Source organism: Paenisporosarcina sp. P4_B8, from assembly GCF_056402175.1.
Genome location: NZ_JBFUHX010000002.1, coordinates 14,034 through 28,021, shown reverse-complemented (window position 1 = coordinate 28,021; position 13,988 = coordinate 14,034). Strand labels below are relative to the sequence as shown.

Annotated in this window: 18 protein-coding genes and 1 pseudogene; 1 reads left to right on the top strand and 18 read right to left on the bottom strand. The window is 34.4% G+C overall.

The window, feature by feature from the left end; all coding sequences use genetic code 11:
- Window positions 1–448: 448 nt before the first annotated feature.
- Window positions 449–781 (bottom strand): DUF5666 domain-containing protein, encoded by a 333-nt coding sequence (locus tag AC1DSK_RS02215; protein WP_477548605.1) that lies wholly within the window; start codon window positions 779–781, stop codon window positions 449–451.
- 422 nt (window positions 782–1,203) lie between these two features.
- Window positions 1,204–2,481 carry an IS110 family RNA-guided transposase gene (locus tag AC1DSK_RS02210; RefSeq protein ID WP_477598034.1) on the bottom strand — a complete coding sequence of 426 codons (1,278 nt, stop codon included), beginning with the start codon at window positions 2,479–2,481 and terminating at the stop codon, window positions 1,204–1,206.
- A 192-nt stretch (window positions 2,482–2,673) separates the two neighbouring features.
- Between AC1DSK_RS02210 and AC1DSK_RS02205 the strand changes: the two genes are divergently transcribed.
- On the top strand, window positions 2,674–3,063 hold the full coding sequence (locus AC1DSK_RS02205) for a DUF3888 domain-containing protein (RefSeq protein ID WP_477548602.1): 390 nt from the start codon (window positions 2,674–2,676) through the stop codon (window positions 3,061–3,063).
- Window positions 3,064–3,220: 157 nt separating this feature from the next.
- On the opposite strand, the gene AC1DSK_RS02200 is transcribed toward AC1DSK_RS02205, so the two are convergent.
- The 16 genes and pseudogenes from AC1DSK_RS02200 to AC1DSK_RS02125 all read right to left on the bottom strand — a co-directional run bounded on the left by AC1DSK_RS02200 (window position 3,221) and on the right by AC1DSK_RS02125 (window position 13,940).
- Window positions 3,221–3,538, bottom strand: coding sequence for a hypothetical protein (locus AC1DSK_RS02200; RefSeq protein ID WP_477548601.1), 318 nt, complete (start codon window positions 3,536–3,538; stop codon window positions 3,221–3,223).
- 455 nt (window positions 3,539–3,993) lie between these two features.
- A complete protein-coding gene (locus tag AC1DSK_RS02195) occupies window positions 3,994–4,299 on the bottom strand; it encodes a DUF3221 domain-containing protein (protein WP_477548600.1) in 306 nt (101 codons plus the stop codon).
- Between the two features lie 90 nt (window positions 4,300–4,389).
- A complete protein-coding gene (locus tag AC1DSK_RS02190) occupies window positions 4,390–4,983 on the bottom strand; it encodes a hypothetical protein (RefSeq protein ID WP_477548599.1) in 594 nt (197 codons plus the stop codon).
- Window positions 4,984–5,192: 209 nt separating this feature from the next.
- Window positions 5,193–5,735, bottom strand: a complete 543-nt coding sequence (locus AC1DSK_RS02185; RefSeq protein ID WP_477548598.1) for a GNAT family N-acetyltransferase — start codon at window positions 5,733–5,735, stop codon at window positions 5,193–5,195.
- Between the two features lie 179 nt (window positions 5,736–5,914).
- Window positions 5,915–6,183, bottom strand: a pseudogene (locus AC1DSK_RS02180) (CPCC family cysteine-rich protein).
- Between the two features lie 225 nt (window positions 6,184–6,408).
- Window positions 6,409–6,768, bottom strand: coding sequence for a hypothetical protein (locus AC1DSK_RS02175; RefSeq protein ID WP_477548597.1), 360 nt, complete (start codon window positions 6,766–6,768; stop codon window positions 6,409–6,411).
- Window positions 6,769–7,153: 385 nt separating this feature from the next.
- The gene (locus AC1DSK_RS02170) at window positions 7,154–7,429 is read right to left on the bottom strand and encodes a hypothetical protein (protein ID WP_477598032.1); all 276 of its coding nucleotides are present in this window, start codon (window positions 7,427–7,429) and stop codon (window positions 7,154–7,156) included.
- A gap of 379 nt (window positions 7,430–7,808) precedes the next feature.
- Window positions 7,809–8,114 (bottom strand): hypothetical protein, encoded by a 306-nt coding sequence (locus AC1DSK_RS02165; RefSeq protein WP_477548595.1) that lies wholly within the window; start codon window positions 8,112–8,114, stop codon window positions 7,809–7,811.
- Between the two features lie 129 nt (window positions 8,115–8,243).
- Entirely contained in the window at window positions 8,244–8,576 is a 333-nt protein-coding gene (locus AC1DSK_RS02160) for a hypothetical protein (protein ID WP_477548594.1), read from the bottom strand.
- A 183-nt stretch (window positions 8,577–8,759) separates the two neighbouring features.
- A complete protein-coding gene (locus AC1DSK_RS02155; RefSeq protein ID WP_477548593.1) occupies window positions 8,760–9,323 on the bottom strand; it encodes a hypothetical protein in 564 nt (187 codons plus the stop codon).
- Between the two features lie 120 nt (window positions 9,324–9,443).
- Entirely contained in the window at window positions 9,444–9,899 is a 456-nt protein-coding gene (locus AC1DSK_RS02150) for a hypothetical protein (protein ID WP_477548592.1), read from the bottom strand.
- Window positions 9,900–9,969: 70 nt separating this feature from the next.
- Entirely contained in the window at window positions 9,970–10,452 is a 483-nt protein-coding gene (locus tag AC1DSK_RS02145; protein ID WP_477548591.1) for a hypothetical protein, read from the bottom strand.
- Window positions 10,453–10,524: 72 nt separating this feature from the next.
- The gene (locus tag AC1DSK_RS02140) at window positions 10,525–11,097 is read right to left on the bottom strand and encodes an SMI1/KNR4 family protein (RefSeq protein WP_477548590.1); all 573 of its coding nucleotides are present in this window, start codon (window positions 11,095–11,097) and stop codon (window positions 10,525–10,527) included.
- A 579-nt stretch (window positions 11,098–11,676) separates the two neighbouring features.
- Complete coding sequence (locus AC1DSK_RS02135; protein WP_477548604.1) at window positions 11,677–12,141, bottom strand: NUDIX hydrolase; 465 nt, start codon at window positions 12,139–12,141, stop codon at window positions 11,677–11,679.
- Window positions 12,142–12,424: 283 nt separating this feature from the next.
- Window positions 12,425–13,126 carry a metallophosphoesterase family protein gene (locus tag AC1DSK_RS02130; RefSeq protein ID WP_477548589.1) on the bottom strand — a complete coding sequence of 234 codons (702 nt, stop codon included), beginning with the start codon at window positions 13,124–13,126 and terminating at the stop codon, window positions 12,425–12,427.
- A 499-nt stretch (window positions 13,127–13,625) separates the two neighbouring features.
- A complete protein-coding gene (locus tag AC1DSK_RS02125; protein WP_477548588.1) occupies window positions 13,626–13,940 on the bottom strand; it encodes a tyrosine-type recombinase/integrase in 315 nt (104 codons plus the stop codon).
- Window positions 13,941–13,988 lie beyond the last annotated feature (48 nt).

Below are 13,988 nucleotides of genomic sequence, written 5' to 3'. Positions count from 1 at the left end.
ATATTGGGGAATCATAAGCATTTTCTCTTAAGAATTTTACAAACATAAAAAGAAGTCGCCCAAAACAATACAGGTAATGAATTAGAAGCAAATGCATGTTCTCTTAAGAATCCTACAAACATAAAATACCTCCTATATAAAAATATGCAAGAAAATCCGAGCTTATTTCCTTGAAGAAAAAAAGTTTCCTTAATGCAACTATAGAATAACATATGCATTTTCCCTTGAGAATTCTACAAACATAAAAATACTTCCTGGAGGTAGTAAAAAAATGAACTGGCTTGAATGGTGTATGCACAACGCGTTGACATAACATCCGGATGAGGAAGTATTCGACTTCATTACTCCATAAGAAAAAGCCGCCTGTAAAGGCAGCTGGTTATTCAACTAAAGCACCCGTTAGTTGAATACAACATTATTTCTTCTGGACATATCTTAATCTTCATTCTTAACTATATACAACAAATACAGAGATTTTTTCAGCAATCTTTTCATCTGCTTCTTGATTTTCTAACCATACTTCCACGTTGTCTCCCACTTCTAATTTGTCGAAGCTATTTCTTGTACCTTCAAATTCTGTATCATCATTAATAAAAATTTCATAAACAGGATACTCAGCTTCTGGGTCATCTCCAAATACTTCAATTTTTATGCTATTTTCTCCGATCTCATAAATACTGCCTTCGATATCGTTTGAATTAACCGGGTTACAACCACCCAATGCAAATAACGTAATTAAAAGAGTGATAACATGCCTTTTCATCCAAGAAATCTTCTTCAATTCACATCTCCCCCTGTTTTATCATATTATTTTCTTTATTSAACTAACCTCCCTCTATAAATATTGATGTATCAACGGTTTGCACCACTTCATAATGTAGAAAAAATATTTTTCATCTAATTTATAAACATTATCTTGAATTTCTTGTTTTTATTACCAAATAGAGCGTACGCTTCGCTAAAACTAATGGAAATCATTAGCTTTTTTCTCCACTATGTGATGCACAATGGATCTCTGCGAAACTTATGATGACGGACCCTCCYATGTCTCTTAGCGTCAATTGCGCTTACATTCCTTCGTTCGGTCTATTCATAAGGCAGAGGCCTGCTTAGCTGCCCCGGGGACTCGTGGTCTTAGTTTAGTTATGATGCTGGCTTCTCCGTGTCATCCTTCTGGTTATAGGTCTCGATGATAAGAAATGTTTACGCTGTCTCTGCGAGACAGTAGAGATCCTTCATCATATATTGCTCATTAAAATGGACTTTCTTTTTACAAATACCATGCAATACTTTTAGTAATTTACCGCAYAGGACCACCATCGACTGCTTACCCCGCAAGGGATTTTGTTGGCGTGTTGTGTAGTATTCATGAAGCCGTTTAAACGCTTCGTWATGACGWATGAGTGGGACGATTACTTTGAAAAGAATATATCTAAGTCTCYWTCTTCCTCGTTTGGAGATATGTTTTTGCCCMTTATGTTGACCAGATGAGTTTTCACGTAATGTCAATCCCGCTAGTTTAATCAATTGGCGTGGATTTTCATAAAGCGAAAAGCTTCCTACTTYTGAAAKTAAATCAACAATTGTTGCATCTCCTAAACCAGGAACAGAAGAGAGAAACTCAWATTCCATAGTTGTTTGTGCCATTTCGGCTAATTGACTATTCACAGATTCAATTTCGTTTTCTAATAAGCGATACTGACSTAGAAGCRTGGCGATTTCATGTCGGGCCATCTGTTCTCCTTCTGTCAGTCCGATTGAGTTCGTCGATGCTTCAATGAGAAGCTTTGCTTTCGGCAACTGTGGTGTCCTCATACCCTCTACCTCACGGTATAAAAAGACCAACTCCTCAGCTGTCTTCCCTTCAATATCCTGTGGAAATGGCGTCATTTCCAATGCCGCCAGCGCCATCTTTCCAAAAGACGGAAAGACTCGAGTAAACTCTGGAAAATAGCGATCAAGCCAACGGATGATTCGATTTTTAATACTTGCTAAATCTTCCGTTAACTTTGAACGGAGAGTAGATCCGATACGCAGTTCAGCTTCTACGTCTTTTAACAAACGTGGATAGCTAAAACGTCCATCTTTCAATAAGCGTGCGATGACCAACGCATCTTTTTTGTCGTTCTTTGTTTGTAAATTATCGTCCAGTTCCTTCGAACGTTTGACGTGCATTGGATTCACCATGACAAGTGGAATGCCGTAGTGGTCTAAGAAATTAGCTAAGTTCATCCAGTAGTGGCCTGTTGGCTCAATTCCGACTATAACGTCTGTTTTCTTAGCTTCTTTCATCGTTTGACGAATCTTTTCATACAAACTATCAAAGCCTTTTTTTGATTGATGTACCGGAAAGGCCTTTTTAATCACGCGCCCTCTTTCATCGACAAAGCACGCGTAATGAACACGCTTGGCAATATCTATTCCGACAACAAGTGTATTTTCAGTCACTTGATTAATTTTTACATTGCATTTAAACTGCATAGAGAAGTCCTCCTTGTTTGATGATGGGTCAATGGTCGTTGACACTCATGCATCATACTAGAGGGCTCTTTTTCTTTCAAGACCTCGAACATCCTTCAAACAGGAATGCTGCCCCGTTAGTTGAATAAGTTCAACAATTATGAGAATTAATCCTTCTGTAATTGCCATAATAAATGAAAGGAGGGTTCTGCTTTGAATAAAAGGTTCATTTCGGTTTTAATTATACTGGTTGTCATTACTTCGACCATTGTGGTTCAAGCTCATAAAGTAAACCAACTTCCGGATAAATTAGAACGCGATAAAATGTATTATGCACTTATGATGAGTCTTTCTCCCTCAATTGATAAGGCTTTATTAGAGATTTATAAAGATGCACCAAAGGGCGTTCCTCAATGGGCAGGATGGGATACAACTATTTTAAAAATTGACCAACTACAAGGTGTGGGAGGTTCTTATGATGTTACTTTACAAGTACGACCATATTATGGAGCACATAATGTTGGGGATTGGATTGACGTTATAAAAATTAGGGTTGAGTCAGGTAGGCAAACAATAATCAGTTTTAAACATTCTGATATGTAGTACTCTTACTTAGCTAGAAACTCCAAACCAAAAACACCGAACCTTATGGTTTGGTGTTTTTGGGGATGAAAGAATTCAAATACGTAGTGAAAAAATAAAATGAGCTGAACACGCAGCTACTTGATCTTGAACTAAAGCACCCGTTAGTTGAATAAGCCTAATCCTCTATTTCAAGAGTTATCATATAAACTTTTGGTATATAAATCTCACAATCATCCATTGTTTTTGATGCTAGAAATTCGTTTGGAAGTTCCAGCCATTTTGATGCTATTTTATTAAGTATAGTTTTTACGTTTGGATTTGAGGATTTATTAATATCCAGACAAACACTAAACATATCATCAATTTTCCAATACTTTTCTATTTCAGTAACAATCATTAAGACATCATTTTTCGTACCAAACTCCTTAAAACCGTCTAAAAGTTCATTAGTTTCCTCTAAACTTTTTGCTTCAAAAAACACTTTAATTTTCATTTGCAACACTCCTTAAATTCAGAAAAAGTTCAGCTGATGATGAATTATATTCTTTAGCTAACCTGCCCCGTTAGTTCAATAAGTTCAACAAAAAAAGCGTTAATCCTTCTTTCTATAGCCTTTACACCTAAACAAAAAACGCCTAAAACCTTTATATATCAAGGGTTTTGGGCGTTACAAGAATGGTGGGATATTTGCGTTAAAACGATACATGCGGAGCATACCTGTAAATCCCGAAAGCTAACGTCTTTTCTCAGACGTTAGCTTTTTTCTTTTTTCTTATTCAACTAAAGCACCCGTTAGTTGAATAAGAAATTTTAAGTTAATTCAAAATCAAGAGAGTTAGCTATTTCTACTAAGGTCTCAGGCGTATAAACTCATTATGATTGAGTTTATCTACTGAATAAATGAACCCACTTCTGTTCTTTTTGTAGCTAAGTTGATAAGTTGATAAGTTAATCTCTTATCACTTCCACTTTTTCGGCTGTTAGTGTGAGAATTGAAGGCTCTCCGTGCATTTTTCCTGGATCCCACCAAACGTTCACTTGTTCCCCATTTTCAATCCCTTGAAAATGGTTTTCGTCGCTTACAAACCAAATGATATTCTCGTGGTCTTCACTTCCAGTTAATTCATAGAATGTCGCTTCTAATGCTTCCTTTTGAGTGATTCCCTTCACTACTAATACTTTTTCGCTTTCGCCTTCCGTTACTTTTTCTACAACTACCTGCCCCGTTAGTTGAATAAGAAAAAAAGCTGCCAAGGCAGCCTAATGATCTTTAACTAAAGCACCCGTTAGTTGAATTAGAACAGGGACGCTTATTAAACAATCGCGCCCGATTGCTTCAAACTTTTATTTATGAGATACATCATAAAAAACGGTGGTATAGTAATCAAAACCTGCCCAGAAATCTCCTTGTAAATTACCTAACATCCTTTGCAAATCACTTCTCGAAAATTTTTTTCCGTTTCTTATAAATCTAATACTTTCTTCTAAGTTAAGGAAATTATTTATGCTGTCAACCAGGTGTACTCTTTCTTCTCTGGAATAATCTCCTTCAGAAACAAGATCTAACAGGGTATTTCTTGCCTGTTGTACATCGAAAAGCATTCTATCCAGTTTATCTTTATCAATTGTTTTGGAGTCCGTGCCGATCAGCCATTCTTGTTCAAAAATCGGAAGAATAAATTGAGTTCGATTTACCGTAGGATTGTAATTATCACTTTCTAAAACCTTTTTTAGATCCTTCTCATAGGCAACTTTAAACTCGCCAATCTCTTCTTCGTAGGTTTTGCCATTATGGATTTCCGAACCAGGATGATATGTAAAGCTTTGATGGATGCTAAAAGGCGATAATGGATAATACCAAGATATGAAAGCTATAACAAGTACAATAAATACTCCTGAACCTATCCCCCAGACCTTCCTTTTACGTTTTGTATTCATATAAATCCCCTTTACCTTCAGACTAATCCGCTTGTTTATTCAGATGGTTATATAACAATCTGGCCCGATTGTTGAACACAAGTTAAACAATACTCTTCAACTAACCTGCCCCGTTAGTTCAATAAGAAAAAAGGCTCCACTCCTACTTGAAGTAAGGCACCCGTTAGCCATCCATGAAGCCCTGCTTCACCACAGAATATGGAATTAAATTACGTTCTTCCATGGTAGTTGAATAAGCAAGATCTCCACTCCTCATCTAAGAGTGCGTAATAATACTCATCCCACCATTCGTTTCCTTGCGGTATACACTTCTTGAAAAAACCTTCTCTTCTCATACCAATTTTCTCCATAACTCGATATGATGGAATATTCTCAGGCTGACAAGTCGCTATAATCCTATGTAATTTCATTGTCTCAAAACCATATTTCAATATAGAATGTGCTGCTTCAGATGCATACCCTTTATTATAATATTTTGGATTGAACACCCAACCTATCTCATACGTATGTTCACCAAAATACTTATGGAACACAATGTGACCAATCAATGTTTGGTCCTTCTTTAACAACACAGGGAAACTCTTAGCATTTTCACTACTGTTTTTAATTACAAATTCCTTTGAATCTTCGTCAGAAAAAACACCTTCTGGCATATATTTCATAACATTAATATCAGATGTATACTCATATACACATCGCCAATCGTCATATGTAAATTTACGTATTATTAATCTTTCCGTTGCTATGTTCATTTGCTTTCCCCCCGTAAATTCCCATTTTCTATCTTTGTCTATTAATGTACTATTCAACTAAACTGCTGCGTTAGTTCAATAAGAAAAAGGGCTGTTTAATCAGCCCGATGACCTTTAACTAAAGCACCCGTTAGTTGAAGAAAAAATGTGATCGAAGAGTTTCCCTTCTCGTATTGGAACTATCCCAATGGTTTCCAATCTCTATCTTTTATGTCTGTATGATTTTAGCTATCCTCACTGCGTCTAAACTTTCCTTATCACAAGCTCTAAATTTCATGAAGTTTTGTTGGGCTTGTCTTAAAGAAACTTCATTCGCCCCTCCCTCAAAATCAGGATCTTGGAATTGTATATCATCATCTTCCCAATAACAAATCTCACATATCTCAAAAGTTCCAGGTGGTTCTTCTTCTAAAGTTTTATAGCCACAACATGGACAAGTAAATTCCATAAAAATTTCTCCTTTAAAGAACTGATATTTATTGTCTATAAAATATTTGATTCCTGCTGAAGGTTTAAAAATCGATGGTTTTTTATTTATCCTTTTTTACTTTAAGTCGATTTACTTTAATTATTGTATTTCATGGACACCTAAAGAGATAAAATATCACTTAATAATAAATATGTATAAATTATATAACGCTCTGCCTTTTGTTTATTATTAAATAGATCCCTTTTAATTTTTAATTTTGGTAATTAAACTTGTTTTTACAATCCTACCCGGTGCTGTCTGGATAACTTCTCCATACCAATAGATTTTCACCTTATCTCCTTGTTTGAAGTTTGTATTAGCAACTTGATTGAATAAGGGTATTCTATAAAAAGATCCTTGAGATACAGAAGCTTTATCTTCTAATATATTTTTAATTTCTGCTTGATTTTTTCCTTTAATATCTTCATCACCGATCTTAATTACCCAAATTTCTGATTCATCAGATGAAAATACGTAACCTTCGCTCTTACTTTGATTCGTCATCCAGAAAGTTGTTCCTATAATAATTAAACAGAATATAACAAAACAAACTTTTTTTATCATTTTACGCCTCCGTTTTATAGGTTAGTAACCAACTATTCATTATACTTAACTTGATTTATAATCATATAGATTTTCTTTATTATTATTGAATTAAGGTTAATTTGAAATTAGTAAAGTACTTTGTTGTCACACCACACCTAACACATCTTCACGGAAGTTACCACTACCTAAACAACCCATATCAACCCTCACTTCTTCCTCTTTTCACCGATCCATCTCATGTTCACCGAATATACATCGTTGATTTGACGGGCTTTTGGCGGTTTCGCTTTCCCAGTCCCATGAATAAATATCCAATCTGACTTGGGGCTTTAGCCAAACAAAAAAGACCGTCTCTGACGATCTTCTGTTCTTCAACTAAAGCAGCCGTTAGTTGAATAAGAAATTACCAGTCTGGTCCATCATCACTATCAGCCACTTTAAGTTTAAATGCATTAGAATCTAAGTTATTCTTTTTAACTATTTCAAAKAAAATTGATTTTACCGTTTCTTGTTCGGATTCAATAGCGTCTTTATTGTTTAAGATAAATTTCACTTGAACGTCATCCACAGAATTTGCCATAACCAACATCTGAAATTTATAACCTTTTTTCACTAATTCATCATTTACTTGTTTTATGATTCCACTTTCTCCATAGAGGAAATTTTCAATCTCAGCCATTTTTTTTTCGTTTTCTGCTTGCTCTTGGGGACTTATCGTAGGTGGAACTTCGGATATATTTCCTTTTGACGAGGCGTTATTGATAAATAAAATGGTTATAACAAATAAAATTACAATGGTCCCAATTAAAGTGACTTTACTCTTTTTCAGTTAGTACACTTCCTTTTTAATTTATATGCCTGTATAAGAGTTCTAAAACGACTTAATACGTTGAACAACCTACTTTGTTACTTTAAGTGTAGTATTTCACATTGATTGCCAAATCCTACTTAATGTTTTGGACGTAAAAATAGACCATCGAAACGATAGTCTTGTTTAACTAAAGCACCCGTTAGTTGAAGAAGGATATGATTATGTAAATCGGTATATTATTCTACAATCAATTACAACAGTTTAAGCCAATCAATTTATCATCTCGAATTATCCAACCATATTTTTTATAATTAATCTTATTCCCACATTGGCTACACTGTTCTTGCCAACCCTCTTTTCGCCATATCGCCAACACACTTAAACTGGCCCCATGACAAAACGCAGTCCATTCGTAACTGTCCATGTTAAGTTCTTCTCTAGGCTGTTTACTTATTTTACCTTCATGAAAGTCTTCGGTAATTTCATCCACAATGTCGTACGCTACATCTTCACTAAATTTTCCATCATTAATCATTTGAAGTATGTCTTTCAAGATTAATCACCATCCTATAAACTTTTTACCTTAAATTATTTAACTAACCTGCCCCGTTAGTTCAATAAGAAAAAGGGCCGCTGATCAGCCCGATGATCTTTAACTAAAGCACCCATTAGTTAAATTAACTTACTCTAATTTTATTATTTCAGATATACAATTTATCTCGTCTCCTGAGTTCAATAAAACTATGGTCTTAATATGCCTATCCGAAAACTCATCAAATTCGATTGAGTTAACGTAAAATCCACTTCCCCAAGGTTCTTTCATTGTAATGTTAAAGTCGTATACCTCTTTAAAAACCCAGAAAATTTGATTCGAATTAACTTCTGGAGTTACGGCTGTAACAAACTGTACTTGTATTTCTTTATTCATATAATCAACCTGTATATTGTGGAGTTCACTATCGTGTAAATTAAGGTTTTTTAATTTCAAGTAATTGTTTATCGAAAAAATAGTCACTTGTAAAGCCACCCCTCACCAACATTCTTCTTAAAAAAATGATAACAATATCTATTTCTTCTTCAATTCAACTGCTGCGTTAGTTCAATAAGAAAAAAGGCTTCACTCCTTATTGAACGTTAATTGAATAAAGAGTTGGCTTAATCAGCCCAAGGCTCTTCAACTAAAGGACCCGTATAAGATTTATTTGATTTTTTGTAACAATAATTCAGAATCATATTTCAAGTTACTTCTTGTTTCTTCATCAAGCTCTCCTGAAACTTTTTTCACAGGGTATTTCTGCTTATTAATTATATAATGCTTCAGTTTAAGGAAGGTACTCAAGGGGAAATCAAAATCATACCATTGTTCTCTGTAGCCAATAATTCCGTGTCTTTTAATTAAGGCATCTAACTCAATTAAAACAATTCTTAAGAATTCATCATATGGATATTCAGTTTTAATTAGTGTTTGAGAGTTATCTTTGCTGCCTAATTCTTCATAATGCACTACCTCAATAAAAAGTATTTGGTTTTCTTTTAATTCAAAAGACCAAACAATTCCCTCTGGCTCACCTTCCCATTCACACTTAGTTTTTTTCATTACCTCATCTTTTGGGACACAAAAAGAGTTTAAATACATTAATGACTTAAGAAAATCATCTAAACAATTAGTTAAATAACTTGTGGTGAATTCTAATTTTTGTGCATTTACTTCAACAATACAAGTAGCCCACCCAATTCCACTAAGATAATATTTGAACTCCATTTCGATCTCACCTTTCCYCATACTTATAACTTCGTTTATCCTTGTTCCACAATCCGTTAGGATAGATATTGTTTATAGCTTATTAAACTAACCTGCCCCGTTAGTTGAAGAAGAAAGAAGTTATAACTGTTCAAAAACAGTGATGAAAAGTTGTTCGTCATATTCTTCAAATACCTCAATTACAATATTTCTGTTAGGATAGTTCAGTTTAAATGTCATTGACCAAAAATGTTTAAGAACTTCCCCTAATGCCCTTAATTGAATTTCTTCTTCATCATCTTTCCTGTTAATGTGAAAGAAATCATTGAGTTCATATAAATTCATCATTTTTTCTATTTCAGTTTTGTTACCTTGGCAATCTTCCATCCAGCTGTTAAACAGGCCATCTTCATATCTATCTTTTAATATTAAACAGTCTTCTTTTTCAATAAGTTCAGGAGAAAAGAATTTAGCAAATGCCAAAGCAGTTTGTAAATCAGCTTTTAGATTAACGTAACTCCACCAATTAAATGAATTTGGATTTGCTAATTTCCATTCTTGGTATTCCTTGATTAAATCATCTTCGAATAGGTTCATCTTTCTCTCCCTCAATTACGTTTAATTTTGTTCATCTTGAACTAACCTGCTCCGTTAGTTAAACAAGAAGTTATGACTGATTATAAATATTTAGGTCTTTCCAGTCTTTAAATGTCCTTCTGAAATTACTGGTAATATTTGTATCTTTACTAAGAAGCAGAATTAATGATGAGTCCCATAATATCAACTCAGCAACGGCTTTTGGATGTTGGATTTCTGGGTTATCGACCCAAAATTTCGGATTTCCGTCAGCATATGGTTCTACTTGAATGCTATCTAAATCAAGACTCTCATTCATTTTGAATGCAGAAAATACACCCCAAATAAAATAAACATCTTCTTGATTAGCAAGTTTTGTTAGATTTTCACCTGTAATCCAGAAATTATTAAGTCGGTCATCGTTATCGTCAAAAATCCGATAATCTTGAAAGTATTCTAGGTGATTTTCAGACCATTCTAAGTCAGTTAATAGCCAATTATAATCTTTTTCTAATCCATTGAACGAGTTCAATATTTCTTTCAAACTTAAGAAATGCTTCAAAATAGTGTTCATTTCTTCCCGCCTTATAACTAATTTTGTATTATCATTTGTTGTTATTGAACTAACCTGCCTCGTTAGTCATTGTTATGGTGTTGTAGGTTGATCCAAATCATACAAGACACCACATTCGTCGAATAATAGTGATAGTCTGTCCAGTTCACTTTCCAACCATATCCATAAGTTTTGCCATTCCTGTAATGGTGTTAATTTATCCCCTTCACACCTTAAAACTTTATGCTGACTGCAATCGTAAATCATTAGCGATCCATCCCAATTGTAACTACCAAAAATAACGGTACTATATGACAATTTAGACTCCTCTTCTTTATGTGCTTGATATAAATCATATGGTTGAAACGAATCTTCTATTGTTCTCAAATACGAGTCTCTAATTCCCCAAACACTAAGACTGTCAGAAAAGATATTAATTCCATTAGCGTAAGAAAAAAATTCTTTCAAGTCCTTAGGTAGGGGCATTCCTAAAGACTGTTCCAAAGCTTGTATCTCTTGAAACTTTTTGGGTGCATAGATTCTGTGTAACCATGCCTGCTCTGCCACATGAGGCACTTTACAGATGACTCTCGCTCCATTTTCCATAGTTTTGAAACCACAATTTTCCCATTTCGTTAACTTTTTATATATCAGATTAAAATCCATAGTCTACTCCAATCTTTATATTCTAGTAATTAACTGTCCATGTATTGAATGTTGAATTTCAAAATCCTCCATAAGTTAATTAAATATGCTTTTGATGCACTTTAACAAACCAAACATACTTATTTAACTAACCTGCCCCGTTAGTTCAATAAGAAAAAAAGCTGCCTAAGCAGCCCGATGATTTTTACTAAAGCACCCGTTAGTTGAAGAAGAACTAAGTTGTTATTTTTTTACTGAAGTTATCTTTACAAGGAAGAAAGAAATTACCAAAGAAATGAATCCAAATATAAAGACATTTAGCCAAGATATTTCTAGATTGAAAGGAGATATTTCCTCCATATTAAAAGTGTATAAGGACCACCATTCATCCCCTGTCGACAGAAAGACAGAAGCAAACAACCAAACACCAAATAACATAACAGCATTTACAAGCCAAAGGATTATATTCATGTTTCACTCCCCAATTTAGCCGCTTTACAATTAATTCATTTTAGCATTCTTATAGAACTAACCTGCCCCTTTAGTTCAATAAGAAAAAAGGCTTCACTCCTTATTGAAGTAAAGCACCCGTTAGTTGAATTAAAATAATCTTCCTACTAAGTTATAAGGATTTACCTCCCAAGTTTCATAAGGGATAAAGTTTTTGGCTTTTATACAATCAATTGTGCGAGACTTCATATGCGGGCGAGTTATGTAATTATCTATATTTTCCTCGGTAAGTTTAATGAATTTAGCCTCTTTAATTTCTTCTGGTTGAATTTTTATTTCTCCACTAACATATTTCGCCTTAAACACCACAGATAATAAATGTTTTGTAGCATTGTAATACACTCCTGTTATTCCAATAGGTGAGATAACTATCCCTGTTTCCTCTAATATTTCTCTACATACAGCTTTATCAAGAGGTTCTCCTTCTTCCACCTGTCCTCCTGGAGCTTCCCAAGTATCAGACCGCCAGTGTGTCTTGACTAATAGAGCTTCTCCATTTTCATTAGTAACATAAGCTGAAACTGCAATTATATGTTTTGGTGTCGTATGCATAATACATCCCCCCATATTTTGTTAATAACATTTTCTTGATAAACCATGTACAATCCTTGTTTTTTTTCATTTCTTCTTCAACTAAACTGCTCCGTTAGTTTAAGTGAAACATTTCACAATGGATGGCCGAAATCTACTTGATGTTTTGGACGTAAAAATAGACCATCGAAATGATGGTCTTGTTTAACTAAAGCACCCGTCTAATCTCCAAGTGTTCTGAAAAAAATTACTCTAATATTAGTCTCAAGAGAGCGAACCTATCAAGTAAATCATGCTCTAATATGTACTATTCAACATAAAAAACTTGTGAACTCCCAACCTCCAGACAATACAACCTTCCACCATAAGCACAGCCGCCATCAATTCCAATGATATTATTATCCCCAAAGTATACTTCGCTGCTTTCGTGCAAATACTTTGTCGGTGTATGTCCGAATACAACGGTCTTTACTCCCTTGTATCCCTTGTGGAACTCCTCACGAATCCACACTAATGTATGAGGTTCTGACGACTTTATTGGTGTTTCTGGATCAACTCCTGCATGAACAAAGATGTGGGTTTCTGTTTCATAGTAGTATGGAAACTCTTTTAGTATTTCAATATGTGTGCGGATGTCATCATTCATTTGAATAGGCTCAGGCATTTCGTCGGTCGTATACCAATACTCAGCATCGTCCTTTTCAATGTCATAGTAGTAATTTTGAAGCGTTTTTATTCCGCCATTGTAATACCATCTTTTCAAGTTCATCAGATCACCATGAAAAGCATCTATCATCATCTTTTCATGATTGCCAATTAAAGCAATCGCTCCCTCGCACTTCAGCTGAATGACTTTATCTAAAACAGCTTTTGAATGGGACCCCCGATCCACAAAATCACCTAATAAAAGTAACTGGTCTCTGTCTTTGTCATATTGAACAAGCTCCAAAAGTCTCTCGAACTTTTCTATATCACCATGAATATCACTTATGGCAAGCATTCGTTTCAACTGCCTCACATCCTTATTAACTGTTAGAATAGTTTGTTTTTATTATTCTATCATATTTATAAATGGACTAAAATTTATTCTCATGTGAAGATATTCATGAGTATATAAACATTACATAGAAATTAATTGATACTGTTATATACTGTTTCACTTAAGGAAGTAATACAGACCACCTGTTTACTCTCTTGTCTGCAATTTGTCCGCAAAATTAATTTTCTGTACTGAACTTAAATAGCTGAATTGATTAACTCAGTCAATTAAACCTTTTTAAATCAGACTTATTTAACCTTAATGAACTCCGTTTAACCAGGTAATTTAAGGGATACAAAATTGACAGGGTGGAGGTCGCTGGTTCGAGCCCAGTCGGGATCATCATCTGAAAGTGCCTTCAAACATTGATATATCAATGTTTGAAGGCTTTTTCTTTTTGTAATTCAGAAAAACATATTTCATTTTTTTATTGATTTGACCGCATTTTGTCCGCAGGATTTTTCAAAAATCATAACTCTTCATTTTGCACAGCATGGTGAAAAATGTCTGCAATATTATTATCGCTGTTTGGTAGTAAGTGTGCATAAAATTCTAATTTGGTTTTAGGACTTGTGTGACCCAATCGATTAGAAATTTTACCAATATCTACACCCTCAGATATGAGAATTGATGCATGTGTATACCGAATATCATGAAATCGAATGTTAGTAACCTCTATGCTTTTTACAATGCGTTTCATAACCCGTATGACATTACGTGGATCTTGAACAGAACCCGTATTCGTGCAGATTACTAAGTCTTGATTCTCGAATAATTCACCCACTCTTCATGTCCCTTCTTAACAACCCGTAATTCATTTAGAACAAATTCT